The organism is Paenibacillus ginsengarvi (assembly GCF_003626695.1).
GTDB lineage: Bacteria > Bacillota > Bacilli > Paenibacillales > NBRC-103111 > Paenibacillus_AB > Paenibacillus_AB ginsengarvi.
Window position 1 is genome coordinate 278,196 of the sequence record NZ_RBAH01000003.1, and the last position, 20,245, is coordinate 298,440.

General features: G+C 56.9%; 18 protein-coding genes. 5 read left to right on the plus strand and 13 right to left on the minus strand.

Annotation, left to right across the window (positions count from 1 at the left end; genetic code table 11):
* Positions 1 to 51: 51 nt before the first annotated feature.
* Positions 52 to 588, plus strand: coding sequence for a Crp/Fnr family transcriptional regulator (locus D7M11_RS06230; protein WP_120746292.1), 537 nt, complete (start codon positions 52 to 54; stop codon positions 586 to 588).
* Here the strand turns inward: D7M11_RS06230 and hmpA are convergent.
* The 7 genes from hmpA to D7M11_RS06265 form a co-directional block, all read right to left on the minus strand.
* A complete protein-coding gene (gene hmpA, locus D7M11_RS06235) occupies positions 552 to 1,769 on the minus strand; it encodes an NO-inducible flavohemoprotein (RefSeq protein WP_120746293.1) in 1,218 nt (405 codons plus the stop codon). The genes D7M11_RS06230 and hmpA overlap by 37 nt on opposite strands.
* A gap of 122 nt (positions 1,770 to 1,891) precedes the next feature.
* Positions 1,892 to 3,583 (minus strand): ankyrin repeat domain-containing protein, encoded by a 1,692-nt coding sequence (locus D7M11_RS06240; protein ID WP_120746294.1) that lies wholly within the window; start codon positions 3,581 to 3,583, stop codon positions 1,892 to 1,894.
* Positions 3,584 to 3,821: 238 nt separating this feature from the next.
* A complete protein-coding gene (locus D7M11_RS06245) occupies positions 3,822 to 4,130 on the minus strand; it encodes an MGMT family protein (RefSeq protein WP_120746295.1) in 309 nt (102 codons plus the stop codon).
* A gap of 39 nt (positions 4,131 to 4,169) precedes the next feature.
* Entirely contained in the window at positions 4,170 to 5,501 is a 1,332-nt protein-coding gene (locus D7M11_RS06250; RefSeq protein ID WP_120746296.1) for an MFS transporter, read from the minus strand.
* A gap of 211 nt (positions 5,502 to 5,712) precedes the next feature.
* Positions 5,713 to 7,359, minus strand: coding sequence for a methyl-accepting chemotaxis protein (locus tag D7M11_RS06255; RefSeq protein WP_193556124.1), 1,647 nt, complete (start codon positions 7,357 to 7,359; stop codon positions 5,713 to 5,715).
* Between the two features lie 30 nt (positions 7,360 to 7,389).
* Positions 7,390 to 8,367: a BMP family lipoprotein gene (locus D7M11_RS06260; protein ID WP_338042478.1), complete on the minus strand. Its 978-nt coding sequence runs from the start codon at positions 8,365 to 8,367 to the stop codon at positions 7,390 to 7,392.
* A 305-nt stretch (positions 8,368 to 8,672) separates the two neighbouring features.
* A complete protein-coding gene (locus D7M11_RS06265) occupies positions 8,673 to 9,887 on the minus strand; it encodes an MFS transporter (RefSeq protein WP_120746298.1) in 1,215 nt (404 codons plus the stop codon).
* Between the two features lie 219 nt (positions 9,888 to 10,106).
* Between D7M11_RS06265 and D7M11_RS06270 the strand changes: the two genes are divergently transcribed.
* A complete protein-coding gene (locus D7M11_RS06270) occupies positions 10,107 to 11,144 on the plus strand; it encodes an LLM class flavin-dependent oxidoreductase (RefSeq protein ID WP_120746299.1) in 1,038 nt (345 codons plus the stop codon).
* A gap of 220 nt (positions 11,145 to 11,364) precedes the next feature.
* Positions 11,365 to 12,252: a response regulator gene (locus tag D7M11_RS37900; RefSeq protein WP_158606481.1), complete on the plus strand. Its 888-nt coding sequence runs from the start codon at positions 11,365 to 11,367 to the stop codon at positions 12,250 to 12,252.
* A 74-nt stretch (positions 12,253 to 12,326) separates the two neighbouring features.
* Here D7M11_RS37900 and D7M11_RS36860 read toward each other — a convergent pair whose 3' ends face one another.
* The 5 genes from D7M11_RS36860 to D7M11_RS06300 form a co-directional block, all read right to left on the minus strand.
* The gene (locus tag D7M11_RS36860) at positions 12,327 to 13,898 is read right to left on the minus strand and encodes a PAS domain-containing sensor histidine kinase (protein ID WP_120746301.1); all 1,572 of its coding nucleotides are present in this window, start codon (positions 13,896 to 13,898) and stop codon (positions 12,327 to 12,329) included.
* A 198-nt stretch (positions 13,899 to 14,096) separates the two neighbouring features.
* Complete coding sequence (locus D7M11_RS06285; RefSeq protein ID WP_158606482.1) at positions 14,097 to 15,818, minus strand: methyl-accepting chemotaxis protein; 1,722 nt, start codon at positions 15,816 to 15,818, stop codon at positions 14,097 to 14,099.
* A gap of 176 nt (positions 15,819 to 15,994) precedes the next feature.
* Entirely contained in the window at positions 15,995 to 16,429 is a 435-nt protein-coding gene (locus D7M11_RS06290) for an SRPBCC family protein (protein ID WP_120746303.1), read from the minus strand.
* A 2-nt stretch (positions 16,430 to 16,431) separates the two neighbouring features.
* Positions 16,432 to 16,875, minus strand: coding sequence for an SRPBCC family protein (locus D7M11_RS06295; protein ID WP_120746304.1), 444 nt, complete (start codon positions 16,873 to 16,875; stop codon positions 16,432 to 16,434).
* Positions 16,872 to 17,378 carry a MerR family transcriptional regulator gene (locus D7M11_RS06300; protein WP_120746305.1) on the minus strand — a complete coding sequence of 169 codons (507 nt, stop codon included), beginning with the start codon at positions 17,376 to 17,378 and terminating at the stop codon, positions 16,872 to 16,874. The genes D7M11_RS06295 and D7M11_RS06300 overlap by 4 nt, the downstream gene beginning before the upstream one ends.
* Before the next feature lie 202 nt (positions 17,379 to 17,580).
* On the opposite strand from D7M11_RS06300, the gene D7M11_RS06305 reads away from it, so the two are divergent.
* Positions 17,581 to 18,477, plus strand: a complete 897-nt coding sequence (locus D7M11_RS06305; RefSeq protein ID WP_420817726.1) for an ATP-binding cassette domain-containing protein — start codon at positions 17,581 to 17,583, stop codon at positions 18,475 to 18,477.
* Positions 18,474 to 19,262: an ABC transporter permease gene (locus D7M11_RS06310; protein WP_120746307.1), complete on the plus strand. Its 789-nt coding sequence runs from the start codon at positions 18,474 to 18,476 to the stop codon at positions 19,260 to 19,262. The genes D7M11_RS06305 and D7M11_RS06310 overlap by 4 nt, the downstream gene beginning before the upstream one ends.
* Positions 19,263 to 19,312: 50 nt before the next feature.
* On the opposite strand, the gene D7M11_RS06315 is transcribed toward D7M11_RS06310, so the two are convergent.
* Positions 19,313 to 20,122 (minus strand): TetR/AcrR family transcriptional regulator, encoded by an 810-nt coding sequence (locus D7M11_RS06315; RefSeq protein ID WP_338042479.1) that lies wholly within the window; start codon positions 20,120 to 20,122, stop codon positions 19,313 to 19,315.
* Positions 20,123 to 20,245 lie beyond the last annotated feature (123 nt).

Here is a 20,245-nt window from a genome sequence, read left to right on the forward strand (position 1 = left end):
AACCCCGATCAAGACGGGTTTTCCGCTTCTTTCCACACATGGAGGATATATATGATCCTGCACAAAGGCGAGACGTTATTTCGCCAAGGAGAGTCGGGACCGCTCTACCGCCTGCACAGCGGCCTGCTCAAAATTGTCCGGCTGCACGAGGACGGACGGCAGTTTGTGGTCAACCTGATCGTGCCGGGCGAAACGATCCCGCACCATTCCCTCATCAGCCCAAAGCCGTACTTCGGTACGGCCGTCGCGCTTACGACATGCGAGATCGAGGTGCTGTCCGAGAAGCTGTGGTACCTCGAGCTGGAGCGCAATCCGGATCAATGCCGCGCTATCGCCCTTCAGCTGCAGGATAAGCTTCGCATGATGCAGCAGCGCATCGACCAGTTGACCGAGGTTGCTCCGGCCGACAAGCTGCGGAAGCTCCAGGCTTGGTTCAGCGCCTATATCGCGCCCGACACGATGACCGACGTGCTCACCCAGGACGAAATCGGCCAATTGATCGGCCTTCGCCGCGAGACGGTCAACCGGCTGCTGCGGGCCGAAGCGGCCGCTCAGTCCAAGCTGCCGGACGGACCGAAAAATTCATAATGGATATCGGCCTCTTCTACGCCCCATTCCCGCAAAGCGCCATTGACGGCTTTCATAAACGGCACGGGACCGCAGAAGTAAAAACTCGCCTGCTTCGATGGAACGATCTGCTGAAGCCAGTTCAGATCGATACGGCCTTCCCGATCGTACTCGCCGAGCTCCTTGTCTTGCTCCGTCGGCTGCTCATAACACCAGTAGGCGGCGATGCCGGAATTCGCTGCAGCGACATGCTTCACTTCCTCCTTCAGAGCATGCACGTCTCCGTTTCGCGCGGCGTGTATGATTGTAACCGGCCGGCTCGGGTTCGTCTGAGCCGAGTGGCGCAGCATGCTGACGAGCGGCGTCAAGCCGACGCCTCCGCTGATGAGCACGACCGGACGCGAATCGCCGCCGTCCAGCGTAAAGCTGCCCGCTGGAGCCGATAGCGGCAAAACGTCACCCGGCTCGATGCTGTCGTGCAAGTAGTTCGACACTTTGCCGTCCGGGCGGCCGGACAAGCCGCTCTCCCGTTTCACGGAAATCCGGTAATACGGCTGGCCGGGCGCAACGGACAAGCTGTACTGGCGAATATGCACATTCGGCTCTCCCGGAATTTCCGCCTTCACGCTTACATATTGGCCGGGGTCGAAAGCGGCGATCGGCTTGCCGTCCACGGGAACGAGGTAAAACGAAACGATCTCATCGCTTTCTTTTACTTTCCGTTCCACGCGGAACGGTCGGAAATCGGCCCAGCCTCCCTCCTGATGCTCCGCCTGCTCGTACATGTCCGCTTCCACGCTGATGAATGCATCGGCTATGACGCCGTAGGCTTCCCCCCACGCCAGAACAACTGGATCTGTCGCCGATAAACCAAGCACATCCTGAATGGCTGCGAGCAAGTTGCGGCCGACGATCGGGTAATGTTCAGCCTTGATGCCGAGACTGCGATGCTTATGCCCGATCATTTTCACAACCGGAATAATCGCCTCCAGATTGTCGATATGCTGAGCAGCGGCATACACAGCCCCCGCCAAAGCCGCCTGCTGGCGGCCCTGCTTCTGATTCGCGTGGTTGAACACGTTTAACAGCTCCGGATGATTACTGAACAGCAGCTCGTAAAAACGTTTCGTTATATCAGTCCCGTGCTTCTCCAAAACCGGAACCGTTGATTTGATGGTATCAATCGTAGCTGGACTTAACATGTCGATCTCCTCGCTTTGTTTGGATTAGGTATACACCCAGTATAGGAAGCGAGAACGATTCGGCCTGTGCTTGCAATCACACCAATTTGAAACGATTTGTGACCATACCTTCCTGGGGTGTGTCAATCTCTACGCTCGGCAGCCTTCGCGAGCAGAGCCGCTATATCGCCGCGATCTTTGCGCTGTGCCCAGGCAAGCGGCTGCGTCCACGGCTGCCCGGCCGGCAGAAAAGGATCGGCACCGTGCCCCAACAGCCACCGGACCATGTCCGTTTGCCCGTATTTCACGGCCCAGCCGAGCGGGGTCGTTCCATATTCGTCGTCGATCGCATCGAGATTGGCCCCGTATTCCAGCAGCAGTTCAGCAACTGCCGTCTTTCCTTTACACGCCGCGAGATGCAGGTAGGTGACCCCGAGCCAGCTCGCCGCATTCGGATCCGCCCCGTGATCCAACAGCATCCGCACCATATCCGTTCCATAATCGGCTGCATACCCCATATAGTTATTCGCATACCACGGAGCATTTAAATCGGTTCCGCTGCGAATCAGCAGCTTCACAATGTCGGTATGGCCGAACCCGGCCGCCATACAGAGCGGCCCGTAATCGCCGCCGCCGTTCGCAGTCGAGGGGTCCGTGCTCAATATCGCGCTAGCCACGTCGATAAGCCCCAGATAGCATGCCAGATCGAGGCGCATGAAGCCTCCGTGGGCATACAGCAGCCTCGCCATCTCGTCATGCCCCTTGGATACGGCGATGCTGAGCGGGCTTCCGCTTGCATCAAGCGGCGCGTTCGGGTCGGCACCGCGGGCGAGAAGCAGCCTGGCGCATTCGAGATGGTTGCCGCAAGCCGCGTGCCATAACGCGCTGCCGCGCGGAGCTTCCGCTTCCTCCGCATTCGGGTCGGCTCCGTGATCCAGCAGCAGTCCCACTACAGTCTTGTAGCCATGTTTTGCAGCATAACCGAGCGGCCGTTTGCCTATGGAATTTTTCGCATTCGCGAGCTGACGATCCGTGGCCAGGAGCTGCGCCGTTTGCTCGGCATCGCCAACGGCCGCAGCGGCCCATATATCGTAATCGGCGCCCTTAGCGATCAAATAACCGACGAGAAACGTTTCCGTTCGCATCGCCTCAGCGGGCAAATCGCGCCTCGCCCGGTACCAGTAATCGCCACCGGCAATGGCGAGCTGAAGCGGTGTCGCCCCGTCGGCCCGCTTCGCCTGGATATCGGCCCCGCGCGTAAGCAAAGCGTCGATCAGCGGCAGCTGACGGGTGAGGACGGCCCAGTGCAGCGGTGTGTTGCCCCGCTCGTCGGCCTGCGCCGCGAGACCGGGGGTTTCGTCCAAATGCCGGACTGCCTCGGCAACCCGCCGCTCACGAATAAGCGCCGCAATATCCGTACCTGTCGGCGTCGTTCCGTAGCTCCGCTCGAGATGGCGCTCCAGCATGAGAACGATGTCGCGATGTCCGCGGTCGCTGGCTTTGGTCAGCAGGTTATCCTGCCACGATAGGCCCGATTTGTACGCAGCGTCCGCCCCATAGTCCAGCAGCAACCGTACCAGCTCGGCATGCCCTTCGCGCACGGCGAAATGAAGCGGCGTGAAGTAGCCCCAGCAGCAGTTCGCCAGAGCCGGATCGCGCCCAAGCAGTTCGGCAGCCTCTACTGCATCGCCGGTCATAGCGGCAGTGAGCATCCTCCATACGTCGTTGCCGCTGCCGCCTGCCGATTCGACGTTCCGTTCGGTGCGCAGCTCCTCCGGCTGGCTCCGAACCGGGTTCGTCCGAAAAAATCGCTCGCGTTCGTGTTGCTCGTGCATCGCTTATTTCCCTCCATCCCATTGGAATTCCTATCAAGCGGACGACAAGTTGTCGCTTACTATCGTACCAAAATTTGCAGCTCAAATGGGGGCGTCTTTGATTTTCCAATCGCTATCGCTTGTAAACGAAACGCCAGATGTGTCAAACTATTCGTGATTCCTTACTTCAACTACAACACAAGCACCCTTTCTCCGCTTGGAGAGGGGTGCTTTGTATATCGCTGCCGGATGGCCGCGTTTATTCCGGCACATGCCGGAATCGCTCCAGATCGACGTGACCGTCATCGTCCACGTCAACGCCCTCCCCGCGCAATAGCGCGATTTGCATAAAGCGGGCTTCGTCATCCTGAAGCGCCACTTCTCCCTTGCCGTTTATGACCCGGTGCCACGGAAGCCGGTGAGCGCGACTTGACGAGTGCAAAATGCGCACCACCTGTCTCGCCGCCCGCGGACTCCCCGATTGCGCCGCAATTTGGCCGTATGTCATAACAGAACCCTCGGGTATGGCGCGAATCGTATCGATGACCCGTTTTGTAAAAGGCTCCACCTTCCGTCCTCCTCATCCGCGATTCCGCGAAAAGTCTCTTCATACAGGCTGGGACGCTTCCCTTACGGACAGCGATCTCCGGTACCACAACAGCACGCCGCAGGAGACGGCGATGATCAAAATGAGCAGCCCGTATACATGCTGGTACGCTTTTGCCGGTGCCACGTTTCGCTGCACTTCCAGCAGCAAGCCACAGAACGCCACGGATACGGAACCGCCGAAAAACTGGATCAGCTGCAGCAGTCCCATGCCCGAACCGATCATCGTCTTCGGCAGCAATCGGGACGTCTCGTTGTTCAACGAGGCCATGGTTGCCGAGAAAGCGGGCGAGAAGATCAAATACCCGCATAAAAAAACGACAGGCGAAACAGGAGCCGCGCACGCGAACAAAACCATAACCGCGGCCAACAGGCCGTGACCGATAAGCAGGAACCGCACATTGCCGTACCGGTCGATCCATCTGCCGACAAACCGCGTCAAAACGACCGAAACCATCGCGCCCGGCGCGATCACAAGCCCGATCGCCAGCGCCGACAGATGAAACAGAGCGGCCAGCGCGAGCGGCATTAGAAACAAATTGCCCAGGTTCAACACGAGAATGCAAAAGCCGATCAGCAGCAGCTTGCCGTACCCCGGCTGCTTTAGCAGCCCGGGATCGACAAACGGCCTGCGCGCTTTCTTCAAATGCATGGCGTGAACGCCGAAAGACAGCAGGCTGATTGCCAGCCAGAGGAAAGATTGCTGCGTCACCGCCGTGAGCAGCGTCGCCGCATTAACGACCGTGAGCACGGCGCCCCACAGGTCGAAGCCGCTCGCCTGCGGCTGCTCCTTGGGGAGCAAGCGCAGCAGCACCGGCAGCACGACAAGCACGAGGCACGTAACGGCAAATAGCCCGTTCCAGCCGAGAAACTCGCTGATAAGGCCGCCGACGATCGGGCCAAGCCCGAACGCCATCGCGCTGCCTGACGAGATGAGCGCGAGCGCCCGGCCTCGCCGCTCGATCGGGATGTAGCGGCTGACGAGCACGAGGCCAAGCCCCGCCATCGCCCCGGCGCCGGCCGATTGAGCGATTCTAGCGGCCAGCAACGTCTGAAAATCGCGTGCAAATAACCCGAGTATCGAAGAAAGCCCGAGCACGGCAAGTCCGACGGCAAGCAGCCTGCGGATCGAAACGGTATCCGTCAGCCGGCTGTAGATAACGGTCGAGAGCGCGTACCCGATCGAGTAGCTGGAGATGACCCACGACCCGAGATCGGCCGTAATGTTCAAATCTTGAATAATGCTCGGAATCGATACGTTAAACATCGTCGTATTCATTACGACAATAAACAAGCCGAACGTCCATAGAGGCATTACCAGTTTGTCATTCATGACGACTTTATCCTTCTTTCGTTCCCGCTACGCCCATATCGTTTGTTGTAACCAAGTGTAATCACGAACGTTCGTGCTTGTCAAATCCGAAAAAGCAGCCCTACGGCTGCTTTTCCTGACGGCACAGAAGCGGCGATTCGCAATCGACGGCCTCTATGACTACGTCCTAAATATTCAGTAATCGCCGCCGCCCGCCGGGCCTGCTACGCCATTAATGCTTAAAATGATGGACCTGCTCCCGCAGCCGCTCGGCCGTTTCCCTCAGCAGGTTGGCAGCTACGAGCATGTCCTCTACGGAGGCGAGCTGCTCCTCGGTGGCTGCGGACACTTCCTCCGTACCGGCCGCCGAATGCTCGGCAATGCCGGCGATGACGCGGACCGACTGCTCCACCTGCTCGGAGCCGGAAACAAGCGTCATAATATCGGCTGTCGACTCCTCCATCTTCCGGACGACCTGCTCCACCGCCTCGCGAATATGCGCGAACGAGCCGCCCGCCGTCTGCACGGCGTTCATGCCTGTCGCCACCTCGCGCGATACGTCGCCCATCGACCGGAGCGCCAGCGCCAGATCGCTGCGTATCGCTTCGATCAACTCGGCGATCCGCGATGTCGATTCCGCCGAGTCGTCCGCCAGCTTGCGGATTTCTCCGGCGACCACGGCGAAGCCTTTTCCGTATTCGCCGGCGCGGGCCGCTTCGATGCCAGCGTTCAGCGACAATATTTTCGTCTGAAGACTGAGGCCGGTAATGATGGAGACGATCGCGCCGATATGCTCCGACCGCTCGCCTAGGCGGGCCACGACACTCTCAAGGCTCTGAACTGTTTGGCGAATCGCGCTCATCTGCCCTTCCGTAGCCGCTATCGTATTATTGCCTTCGGACGCTTTGTCGGAAGCTTCCGACGCCAATCCCGACACCTTCTCAGCGTGCGACGATATGTTGCGTACGCTGCCTGTCATCGCTATGATCGCCTGTTCGCTGTCCTTGACGCGGTACGTCTGGTTTTCCGTGCCCACGGCGACTTCTTGGATCGTTTCGGCGATTTGCCGGCTCGCCTGGCTCATCTCGTCGGTACGCACCGATATTTCGCCTGCGGATACGGCAAGCCGATCCGATGTGGTTACGATCTGATCGATCAGCGTCCGCAAGCTGCTCGCGACTTTGCGGAACGACTCCGTCAACTGCCCGATTTCATCCCGTGAGCGGGCCGGTATAATGTCAACCGTCAAATCTCCTGCCGCGATGGTCAGGGCGGCGGCGTTCAACTGACGAATCGGTTTGGTAAGCCTGCGAACGGTATACCACGACAGGAGACACGAGACGAGCAGCAGCCCCGCACTGACGGCGAACGTAATGCCCGCGACGTAGTTTGTCCGAACGAGCCCCTGATCGTAATAGCTTTTCACCTTGTCCTTCAGCAGGTACGAATCGTTGACGATGCCGAGCGTACGGATCGATTGCCGTTTCAGCTCCGTGCTATCGCTGGCCTTAGACGCCTTGTCGAACATTTCGACAAGCTCCTTGTACTTGTGCTCAATCCGCTGCAAGGCGTCGGCATGCTCATCGATTTTCAGCCTGCTGTGCAGCGAGGCGATCCGTTCGCCGACCTTCGCCACCTTCTCTTTGGCATCGCTCGCATTTGCTCCGCTCATGTAGCCGGAATAGCTGCTTAGCGCAAGCTGGGCGGCGACAAGCCCTCCGTTTAACTGCTCCACCTCGAGCAGCAGTTGAACGTCCTCCGCCCCCGACTCCTGGATTTGCCTCATTTCCATATTGACATACACGACTACCGCTATGGCCAGAACAAGCGGAAGCAATGCGTTAAGCAGCAGCTTGACATTCAGGTTCAACGTGGGCACCTCACCCGTTTCCATTTTTACCGTTTACAATTACTTTTTATTCACCCTAATTTTTCCAGATATAATGTCTTGCTTCAGCGATGCAAGCCGCTCCTTCTCCTTGTCGCTGAGCGCGGCGACACGCACTTCGGCCAGGCCGACACCGTCCTCCTGCAAGCCGAGCTCCATCTGTTTCGCGGACAGCTTGCCGTCCTTCACCAGCGTTTCGGCAATCAGGTAAATCGCCATATCGATATGCTTCATCATCGAGCTGACAACCGCCTTCTCGGCTACAAAAAATTGATCGCTGTCGACGCCAAACGCGAGCTTGCCCTGCTTCTCCGCTTCCTTCAGTGCGCCGACCCCGGTTAACCCAGCGGCCGGATACAACACGTCGACACCGCTCTGAATCATGGCTGCGGCGATGCTTGCCCCTTTCTCCGCGCTGCCGAAATCGCCGGCGATTTGTTCCACGATCTGCGCCTGAGGGTTGACCGTCTGCACTCCTTGTTTAAAGCCCGCGCCGAACTTATGTATAACCGGGGCGTCCATGCCGCCGATGAACCCGAGCTTGTTGCTTTTCGTTTTCAGCCCGGCCAGCGCGCCGATGAGGAAGCTTCCTTCCTCTTCCTTGAACGTAAGCGAAACGACGTTCGGCACGTCCGAAACGCTGTCGATCAACACGAATGCCTGCTCCGGATACATCTTAGCTACCTTCTCAAGGCTCTCCTGCACCATAAAGCCGAGCCCGACGACCAGGTCGTTGTCCTGTTTCACCAGCTCGACAAGCCCTTTCTCATAGTCCCCCGTCTCCGATATTTCCCGGTAGTCGAATTGAATGTTAAGCTCGTCCCTAGCTTTGCTTAAGCCGAGAAAAGCCGCGTCGCTGAACGATTGGTCGCCCAGTCCGACATCCGACAGCATGATGCCGATTTTGACCCGCTTCCCGTCAGCGGTCTGTGTTTGTACACCGCACCCCCCGAGCAGCACCGCGCACAACAGAAGCCACGCCAAAGCTTTGATTCGCATAAAGTTCTCCTTCCTGCCTGACCCTCGCACCGACTCTTATACCTTTTTTAACCAATAGTAGTTCTTTGCGACTATACAAAACTCCTTCCGGGATTCGTCAAAAGATGTTGTATTTTGGTGAAAAACGCAAAAAAAGCACCGGCCGCGAACGGGACCGGAAACTGGATCTGGTACTAAAGTCATAACGAAGCTCGGCGCCTTTATCCCTCTAGACACGACCGGATACATAAACGAATCGCCGGCTCCGCATCCTAAGTAAATAAAAGAAAAAAGCCGATTCGCATCGGCTTGTAAGCATCGAGTATTTAGTGTCCTTCCGCTTGATCGACATGCATCACATGCTTCTTATTGATCAAGACGACCAGCATTCCAAGAATGACGAAACCGGCGCCAACGGCAAAAGGCACATGCGGGTTGTACCATTCGGCCAGCTTGCCCGACATATACGGCGCAATCGCCCCCCCGATAAAACGCAGGAAGCTGTACGCGGCCGATGCTGTCGACCGCTCTACTGGCGCGGCATTCATGACGGCAGTCGTCAGCAGCGTATTGTTATTGCCGAGAAGCGCGCCTGCAAAAATAACGGCAGCGATCAGCACCCATTCCTTTGTTGTCCATATGCTCATGGCGGCAAGCGTCAGCGCAAACAAAACGAGCATGAAAGACAGAGATTTGATCGTTCCGAACTTCCGCTGCAGAACAGGGGCCATAAAAACGGAAGTAATGGCAAGTAAAATGCCCCAGCCCAGAAAAACGTAGCCGAGCCCGTGCTCATCCATTCCCATATGGCCCAGAACTAACGGTGCGTAAGCCATAATCGTAAAAAAGCCGAAGTTGTAGAAGCAGGCCATGATGCCGAACACAAGCAGTGAACGATGCTTCAGGGCGCGAAACGGGTCAAGCAGTGAAGATTTTTTCCGTACGGCAGCGGCCTGCGGCTTCGGGCTTGGCATTAGCACGGTTAGTCCGACGAAAGCGACAACCATCAAACAAGCGACACCAAAAAAAGGCCCACGCCACGAAATGGCGCCGAGCTCTCCACCCAGCAGCGGTCCGACCGAGATGCCGAGACCAACTGCCGCTTCATATAAAATAATCGCTTTGGCGACCCCAGAGTTCGAAAGCGAAACGATCGCGGTCAAGGAAGTGGCGACGAACAAGGCATTCCCGAGGCCCCAGCCGCCTCTTAGGCCGATCAGAACCCAAATGTTGTTCGACAATCCGCCCAAAGCAGAAAATAAAGCGATAATCATAATGCCCGCAAGCAGCGTCTTTTTCATCCCGAGCCTGGACGTGATGACGCCGGTAATCAGCATCATAACGGCCATCACCGCATTATAGCTTGTAAACAGCAGCGATACCTCGCTCGCCGATGCATCGAGCTTTTTGGCGATAGCCGGCAAAATCGGATCCACGAGACCCAGCCCCATAAAAGCGATAATACAAGCAAAAGCAACGGCCCAGACTGCTCGAGGCTGCTTGAGCAAACTGGCCGACTGTGCGTTGTCCAATGAAGACATAACGATAAAACTCCTTTTCCTGTTCATAAAGTTGTATGATGCAACTATATGATTGTATTATACAACTATATTTCATGCTGTCAATGGCGCTGTATTCTCGATATCGAAAAATAGTTCGTGTTTTTTACTTACTTTATTTGAGAAACCAAAAGAAAATAAGTAAACTGAAATAGATAAACAAAGGAGGCTTCCGCCATGACAAACCCGTCAACACAACCAATGGAAATAGGAATCAGCACCTTTTTGGAGGCAACTCCCGACCCGGTGACAGGCTCGGTCATCAGCCATGCCGAACGGCTGCGCCATGCAGTAGAGGAAATCGTGCTGGCCGATCAGGTCGGCCTTGACGTATACGGGATCGGGGAGCATCACCGCGCCGATTACGCGGGTACCGCTCCCGCAGTCGTACTGGCTGCTGCCGCGGCCATGACCAAACGCATCCGGCTCACGAGCGCCGTTACCGTCCTCTCCTCCGACGACCCGGTCCGCGTCTACCAGGCATTCTCGACGCTTGACGGGATCTCGAACGGACGGGCGGAAATTATGGCGGGCCGGGGCTCTTTTATCGAATCGTTCCCGCTATTCGGTTACAGCCTGGACGACTACGACGAGCTGTTCGAGGAAAAGCTGGAGCTGCTGCTCGCGATTCGCGCCTCGGAGAAAGTGACATGGCGCGGCGGCCACCGCCCGGCTATCCAGAACCTTGGGGTATATCCGCGCTCCGTCCAAAGCCCGCTGCCGGTCTGGATCGCCAGCGGCGGCAACCCCGAGTCCGCCGTCCGGGCCGGGATGCTGGGCCTTCCGATAGCCTTCGCGATCATCGGCGGTATGCCCGAGAGGTTCGCTCCGCTGGTGAAGCTGTACAAGCAGGCGGCCGCCCGGGCCGGGCACGATCCGGAATCGCTGCCCATTGCAACGCACTCGCACGGATTCGTCGGTGAGACGACCGAGCAAGCCGCCGATGCATTCTTCCCGTCGACGCAAGCCCAGATGAACGTCATCGGCCGCGAGCGGGGCTGGCCGGCTTACGACCGTTCCGCCTATGATGCCGCGCGCAGCCTTCGCGGAGCGCTGTATGTCGGCGACCCGGAATTCGTCGCCGAGAAGATTGTGCTGCTGCGCCGAAATTTAGGCGTTACCCGTTTCTTCCTGCATATTAACGTCGGCACGATGCCGCACCGGGAAGTGCTTCGAGCGATCGAGCTGCTCGGGACGAAGGTCGCGCCGATCGTGCACAAGGAGCTTGCCCGCTCCTGACCCTCTAACCATCACATATAGCTCAATACCCGCTTCGCAAGGCCGCCGACTTGGCGGTCTTGTTTTCTTTCCGCTTCTTCGTCGCACAATATCATCCATTTCCGCAATTTCGTCGCTTATTCGAACCTTTTGCCGCGAAAGGTGTGTTGACTCTGGTGCGGCTCCAGAGTGTAAGATAGCTTTACCAAACATGTTATGGAAGCAATGGAATGGAGGCAGCATGTACTCTATTGGCGAGATCTCGAAGATTGTGAATATTTCCGTCGACGCGCTAAGATATTACGATGAAATCGGCCTGCTCAAGCCGCACCGCACCGATGCCAAAAGCCGGTACCGGTATTATTCCGAGGACCAGGTGCGGGATTTGGTGTTCATCACCGAAATGAAGGCATACGGCTTCAGTCTGGATGCCATTCGGGAGCTGCTCGCCACCGGCGATCCGGCAAGGATCGAAGACGCGCTCAAGCTCCGGTCGAGCGAGCTGAAACGCGAACACAATAAAATCCAAACGGTCATCCAGCAATTAAACCAAAGACTGCATACACGAAAGGAAGACGGGGAGCCCTTGAAAAAAGCTGCTGTTCTTATCGTCGACGATGCCCCTTTCATGCGGCATATGCTCGGCGACATTTTGGGCAAGGACGGTTATACCGTCATAGGAGAAGCGTCATGCGGCGAAGACGGTATCGCCAAGTTCCGCGAGCTTAGGCCTGATATCGTCGTTATGGATATCCATATGCCGGACGGGATGGACGGCTTTGAAGCGACCCGGGCGATCAAAGAAATCGATCCGGAGGCGAAAATCGTCATTTGCTCGGCCAAAGGGCAGGTGGTCTCCGTATTAACGGGCCTGGCCAGCGGCGCCCGGGCTTTTGTAGTAAAACCGTTTCAAGCCCAGTTTCTGCGGGAAGCCGTGACCGATCTGCTTGCCGATAAACGACAGCCCAGCACCCGGCTCGTTGCCGGATGGCTATCGGACGAGCGCCTGCTCGCCGAGCTGCCGGGCGAATCCCTCGGACAGGAAGCGATTGGGAAACTGCTGGATCTGTGCTCCTTGCCTGAGGCGGATCAGAATACAAGGCTGATGGAGCTGCTCGCCGAGCTGTAATCCGAAACAAGAAGAAGACTCTATCCCCGCTTTGCATTTGGAGCGGGAATGGAGTCTTTGTTTTGCAGAAGCATCTACGCCTCATCCGCGCTAACGGCGGGTTGGGGACGCGAATCGCGCCATTTCCCCTGCTGCTGATCCGGTATCCAGCAGGTGAAGGTCGTTCCCGTTCCGAATTCGCTCTCCACTTCGATGTCGCCGCCCATAATTTTGCTGTAATGGCGGCTGATCGCGAGCCCGAGTCCGGTACCTCCGTATTTCCGCGTCGTGGAGGCGTCCGCCTGCGTAAAAGGCTGAAACAGCTTGTCGAGCTGATCGGGCGTCATCCCGATTCCCGTATCGTGAACGCGGAAAGCATAACCGGCCTTGTTGTCGCGCATTTCCCCGTACGCCTCAAACGTGATGGAGCCCGCTGAGGTGAACTTGCTCGCATTGCTTAACAAATTGATTAAAATTTGCCGCAGCTTCATGATGTCGGTCGTAATGGCGCCCTTCTCCTCGCAGATCGTCATCAGCTTGTTGCCCTTCGCTTCCACTAGCGGCCGAATTGTCGCCATAACGTCCTGAATCAGATCGGACAAGCCGTACGTTTCGAGCAGCAGCTCCATCTTGCCGGCTTCGATTTTGGATATGTCCAAAATATCGTTGATCAAAGCGAGCAGATGATTGCCCGCCTTGCTGATTTTGGTCAGATCGTCCACGAACATTTGCTCGCCGAGCTCCTCCGCTTCCTCCCTCAACATTTCGCTGTAACCGATGATCGCGTTGAGCGGCGTACGCAGCTCATGGCTCATATTGGCAAGGAACTGGCTTTTGGTCAGATTCGCGTTTATCGCTTCGTCATGCGCCTTCGCCAGCTGCGCCGTACGCTCCGCCAGCGCCGTTTCCGCCTTGACCCGGTCCGTAATATCGGTACGGATCGAAATAAAGTGATGCGGCGTCCCATCCTCGTTGAGGAACGGTACGATCGTCGTGTTCATCCAATACTCGCTGCCGTCCTTGGCCCGGTTTTTCACCTCGCCTTTCCAGACGTGCCCTATCTTGATCGTCTCCCACATGATTTTGAAAAACGACTTGGGATGGAAGCCGGAGTTAATGACGCGATGCGTCCGGCCGATCAGCTCTTCGCGGTCGTATTTGGAAATTTCGCAAAACTTGGCGTTTACGTATGTAATGACCCCTTTGTCGTCCGTAATGGCGACAATCGACGATTCATCCAAAGCATTCTCGATATCGCGCAAATTTTCCAGCGTTTGCGACAGCGTGATTTCTCCCTGCTTGCGGTGCGTAATGTCGGTGCCCAGCGCGAGGTGCTGATAAACGGCCCCTTGCTCGTTCACGAAAGGCACTACCGTCAGGTTGAGCCAATATTCGCGGCCGTCCTTATTCCAGTTTTTAATTTCTCCCGTCCACACTTGCCCTTCGCTAATCGTATTCCACAATTGTTCATAAGCGGCTTGAGCCAGAAACTTCGGACTGACCGCCATATGGTTTCTCCCGATCAATTCATCGCGCTTATACCCCGACACTCGGCAGAAATGATCGTTTACGGCCGTCATCATACCGCTTGCGTCCGTAATCGAAACGATGAAGGAAGATTCCATTGCGGCCAGAACGTATCTAATATCTTTTGGATCTGTAATCATATCAGTTCCTTCTCCTGTCGGCTGTAATTTGAAGGATATTCGGGACATGTTCAAGGTCTACTTATCAAATATCGGTATATAGCGCGAATATTTTCAGGAGAAATTTAGACAAGAAATAGCGATTCCGCAGGCATCAGAACGAGCGTTTTCCGATAATTTGCCAAGCTCCCTACAATCGGGGAAGCACATCACTTACCTCTACATCTTGAACGCTCCGATCAGCTTTCGCAATTGACCGGCCATCTCGCCGAGACTGGCGGCGGAAGCCGATATTTCCTCGCTCGACGCATACTGCTCTTCCGCCGAGGCGGCGACATTTTGCGTATTCGCGGCCGATTGCTTCAGCAGCTCGGCGATATGCTCCATCATCGCCTTCGTTTCATGGGAGCTCGCGTGAACCTGCTCGACGATAGCCGACACCTCTTGGGACTGCGCTGTAATTTCGTCGACAGCGCCAGCGATATCCTCGAACGCCTTCCCGGTTTGCCGCGCCTGCTCCAGTCCTTCCCGCACGACCGCGGTCCCCTTCCCCATAGCAGCCGCCGCTTGCCGCAAATCGGCTTGAACTTGTCCGATCAGTTCGCCGACCTTTTCCGCCGATTGTCCGGATTGGACGGCCAGCTTCTTCACTTCCCCGGCTACGACGGCAAACCCTTGCCCGTGCTCGCCGGCTCTTGCAGCTTCGATCGCGGCATTCAGCGCGAGCAAATTCGTCTGATTGGCGATTTGGGTAATGGCCTCTACAATTTGATCGATCTCCTGCGACTTTTCCTCCAGCAATTGCAAAGCTCGCGCCGCATCCTCGACCGTCCGCTGAACGAGCTGCATCTGCCCGATGTTCTGCGATACGACCCCGGTGCCGAACTTTGCGGTTTCGCTCGCTTGCGCCGAACCTTCGGCCATATTCCGAATCGCCTCGGTCGCCTGATCCATTCCTCGGGTCACGTCCGAAACGGCGGCGGCGGAATGGGTTATGCCCGTTAGCTGCTTTTCCGCCCCGGCTGCCACCTCCTGCATCGCTACGTTCATTTGCTCGGTCGCCGCATTCGTTTGCTCGATGCTGACCGATAGCTGCTGCGAGGACGATGCCACCAGCAGAGAGGCTTCATGGACTTGCGTAAGCACGGACCGCAGGCTGCCCGTCATCCGATTGACGGACTGCACCAACCGCCCCGTTTCATCCAAGCTGCTTACCCTCGCTTCCCCGGCGGTCAGGTCGCCGCCGGCAACGGTTTGGAGCAAGCGGGCCGACGCTTGCAGCCGGCCGAGCATCGGACGGGTCAGCAAATAATACAGCGCCAGAGCGACAACAATCAGGATCGCTCCGCCGGTCGCGAGCTTCATGATTATGTCCCTCTCGATTTGCCGGATGCGTTCGTCCGCATCGGGGGCCCCGACATACCACATGCCGATAATGGCGCCGCCAGGGTCTTTGATCGGCATGTAGGCAGCCTGATACGAATGGCCGACGACATTGGCCCGGCCCAAATAAATCTCGCCCTGCTTCAGCACCTTCTCGGCCACTGCCTCGGACACCTTCGTGCCGACCGCGCGCTTGCCGTCCGCGATAACGTTCGTCGCAACCCGTGTATCGCCCAGAAAGAGAGTGGCCGTATCCCCGTTCGTAAGCCTCCCGATCGTATCGACGATCTCTTCGTTTCCGTCCATCAGCGTTTCGCCCTTGTACAGTTTGCCCGCCTTCACTTGCCACGGCCCCGGATACTTCGTCTCGATAATAAACATGCCGGTTTGCAGATCGGTACGGGCTTTCTCCAGCGCTTCCCCTTGTATAAGCCTAGTCACATTTTGCGCTTGCTGGTAGCCCATAATGGTGAAGGAACCGATCAATATCAATACCGACAGCATAAAAAACTTCACGCGTATCGATACCGCCGAAAGCCGCTTTATTACCCTTCTCATGCCCGTTCTCCCCTTGTAGATGGATGTCGCATCAGGTCGAATCACTCGGTCCATTTTACCACAATTATCCTAACCGTTGTAACTGCTCGGCGCAGCATCCGGACTTATGCAGCCAGCGGAAACAAAAAAACAGGATGTGCCCCGGGCATCATCCTGATCTTGATATGGGACCTTCTTTATTCGGCGAGCAGCTCGCCCAGACGGTCGAGATTTTGCTCGTTGGCCTCCGCACAGATCGCCTTCATCTGCTCGAACTCCGCCGCGAGTTTGAACTGCTGGCGGAACGTGAGTCTGGTACGCCCGCCCAAATCCTCGAAAGTGGCCGTTACGCGAAACTCGTGGGGAGGCAGATGATCGAGCGCGATCCGCTCGTCCGGCACAATTTCAACAAAAGCGACGCGATTCGGATAGTCAGTCCCGTCCGGACCGTGCATCGTGAACGTCCACAAACCTCCCGGACGGACGTCGCATTCGTGAATCGTATTCGTAAACCCATTCGGCCCCCACCAGCGAGCCAGTAGTTCGGGGGTTGTCCAAGCCCGAAACATGGACTCCCGCGGAAAGTCGAACTCGCGCGAAGAGATGATTTCATTGTCGCCCAAAATAGCCATCCTTACGCCTCCCCTTCGAATAGTTTGCCCAGCCCATCCAGCATGAGAGCCGTCCCGTGCTCTCGTATCTCCGGCGTGTCGTGACCGTCGAAATAGGCTCCCTGCTCGGTATAGATCAGCCTCGTGCCGCCTTCTACAGCAATCAGCTCGACGGTAGTGTTAGAGACGGAAATTCGCGTGTCGTTCGAGTCAAGCGTATACGTGTACACGATCCGCTCTCCGGGAACGAGCTCCTGGTAGACGGCGTCGAACGTAAAGACCGGCCCTTCGGGCGGTCCGCCCTTGCTGTATTCCCGACCGCCGATCCGAAATTCGAACGAATCCGGCTTCGAAAACCATTTCGCCTTAAAAGCCGGGTCGGCCCAGGCGCGGTAAACTTGCTCCTGCGAGGCCGCATAGGTGCGTTCGATGACAAAAGTCGCATGTTTGACGAAATGTTCGTTCATGATTGTTCCTCCTTAGGTTTCGGTTGTTCATATTCCCGGGCTATAAACTCCCCGAGCAGGTCCAGATGACGCTCCCAGCTCGCGCGCCGCTCCAGAACGGGCTTATCCAGCTCGGCCTTCATCGTTTGCAGGAGGCTTATAAAATGATCGGCCGTCACTTCCGCCTTCCCCTGCATCAGCTTTGATACGTGCCGGAGCTGCTCCAGCCGCTTCTGCTCCAGCTTGATCTGCTCTTGAATTCGCTCGATCTGCAAGTTCACGATTTCAAGCGGACCGATATGCCCTCCATCCATCACCGACTTGATCTCTTCGAGAGATAAGCCCAGCTCCTTCAGCGACAAAATGTGATGGAGGCGCGACAGATCGGCTTCGCTGTACAGCCTGTGCCCCGATTCCGTCTGGCCGGACGGAGAGAACAAACCGATCTGATCGTAATAATGCAAAGTTCGCACCGTGAGCCTCGTCAGCTTGGCGAGCTCCCCGACCTTCCAAAATGGCTGCATCACCATCTCCCCTCATCTATGTCAGCTTGTTGTAGTACCGGTAACTTGATTATAAAACCTGACGTTACGTCAGGTGCAAGCGTTATTTCAATTTTTTTTAAACCCGACTTCGATACGACTTCGAATCGGTCTGGAGAATGAGGAGGAATAACTGAGTATATAATATACTGTTTATGAAATAAACAATTACTCGAACGGGGTGATGGCATTGCCGACAAATTCCATCGAAGTGCGCGAGCTGCGCAAACGCTTCGGCAAACAAACCGTATTGGACGGTATTCATCTGGATGTGGCAAAAGGAACGATATTCGCGCTGCTCGGACCGAACGGCGCCGGCAAAACGACGCTCATCCACATTCTTTCAACGCTTATCGAGCCGGACGGCGGAACCGCAAGCATCGAAGGGCATGACGTAATCGCGGAGCGGAAGGCGGTGCGGCGTTCGATCAGCCTCACGGGGCAGTTTGCCGCCGTCGACGAGGTACTGACCGGCAAAGAAAACATCGTCATGATGTGCCGGCTATCCGGCTTGACGGCGCAGCAATCGCGCGAGCGAACGGCAGAGCTATTGAAGCAGTTCGAGCTGGAGGACGCTGCCGGGAAAAGGGTAAAAACATACTCCGGCGGCATGCGGCGCCGGCTCGACCTGGCCGTCAGTCTGGTCGTCAATCGTCCGGTGCTCTTTCTCGACGAGCCGACGACCGGCCTGGACACAGTCAGCCGCCGCTCGCTGTGGGATCTTATTTTGCGGCTGAAGCGGCGGGGCATGACGATCTTTTTGACGACGCAATATTTAGAGGAAGCCGACCAGCTCGCCGACGAAATCGCAGTGCTAAGCGGCGGGCGGATCGTAGCGACAGGCACGCCCGAGCAGCTTAAGGCACGCGTCGGCGGAGAGGTGATCGAGCTGCGTAATCGTCAAGATGAGATCATTCGAACGATACCTACGAGCGGCAGCGTTCAAGATATTCGCCATACGCTGAACGAGCTTGCCACCTCGTACCCGGCGGATACACGGGTCGTCATTCGCAAACCAAGCATGGACGATGTGTTTCTCGACCTGACCGATACGAAGCAAAAGGAGGCTACACTCGCATGAACGACGTTCACCCGCTCGACAAAACCGCTTCATTCGGTGCGACCAGCGCCGTCTTTATTGGCCGCAGCATCCGCCACAGCCTGCGCAACGTCGAATCGCTGCTTATGGCCATCATGCTGCCCATTATGCTAATGCTGCTGTTCACCTACGTCTTCGGAGGCGCGATTGATCCAGGCGGCGATTACGTCAACTATGTCGTGCCGGGTATCATTCTATTATGTGCCGGGTTCGGTTCATCCAGTACTGCCGTTGATGTCGCAACCGATATGACCAACGGCATTATAGACCGCTTCCGGACGATGCCGATCCGCAGCATGAGCGTCGTAACCGGCCATGTCGCCGCGAGCCTGCTCCGCAATCTGCTCGCTACCTGCATCGTCTTCGGAGTCGCCCTGCTGGTTGGCTTCCGCCCGGCAGCTACGGCCACCGAGTGGCTGGGGGCGTTTGCCGTCATCGTGCTGTTCATCCTGACGTTCACATGGCTGTTCGCCGCGATCGGCCTTGTTACGGGGAGCCCTTCCGCGGCCAGCGGCTACGGCTTTATCCTGCTCTTCGTCCCCTACTTGTCGAGCGCCTTCGTACCGACGAGCACGATGCCCCACTGGCTGCAAGGGTTCGCCAATCATCAGCCGATCACGCCCGTCATCGAAACGATTCGCGGCCTGTTGACCGGTGCGCCGGCAGCGGATTACGTCTGGTGGGCGATCGGATGGTGCGCCGCGATCTTGGCGATTGCTCTCCTATGGTGCAATCTCGCTTTCCGCCGCAAAGGCGGGCGGCGGTAAGTCGCAAATCGACATAAAAACAGCGTCCCGGCCATCGCCGAAACGCTGTTTTACTTGTCTGCCGTTTTTTGCCGCATATAATGCTCGATGCCGTCGAGTATCCGCTCGAGCCCGAAATCGAGATCGTCGCCGATCGGATTTTCCGCCTCGTCGGTATACGCGCCTGACATAAGGACCGGATGCAAATGCGGAAATCGGTCGGGCTTGACCAGTTGCCTGAGCGCCTCGCCATAGCCGGCTCCGGTGAATGCCTCCCGGCTCCCTCCTTCGCGAATGACGCGCTCCATATCCCTCGCGATCAGCCCGCAAGCTCTCGCGTAGCTGCTGATCAGCAGCAGAAACGACATTTTCTCGAAGTCGGTAAGCGGGAAAGGCTTCATAATACGCAGCATCCAATCGATCACCTGAAGATTGCCCGGCGTGAGCGGAACGCTGGTAATCGGCATATCGCCATACCACGGATGCTTCCGAAACACGTCGATGCAGGCCCACGCATACTCCGCCATTTCTTGCCGCCACGGCTTATCCGCTTCCTCCGGCGGAATCGGGATGTTACTTACCGCATCCTGCATGAGCACGAGCAGGTCGTCCTTGCCCGTAATGTACCGGTATAGCGACATCGTCGTAAAACCGAGCGACTGGGCGACCCTGCTCATGGAAACAGCCGCAAGGCCATCGCGGTCCGCAATTTCGATCGCCGCATCGACGATCTTCTTCACGCTTAACTCGCCCTTCGGCCCCCGGCGCTGCTGCCTGACGATTCCCCAGCTTAGCGCCACCCCGGGCGGCAGCTTATGGATCGCTTCTGCATCGGTAAAATCGCCGCTATCCATCCGTCTGACCCTCCATTTGCGTTCCATGTCGCTTCAGAAACTGTGTATCCCGTATTCAGTATAGCACATAGGGAGCCCGCTCTCTAAGGACGCTCCGGTTTTTCCGGACCTGGCGGGTAAACGCCCGGCCCTTTCGTCCGGATTTGCATA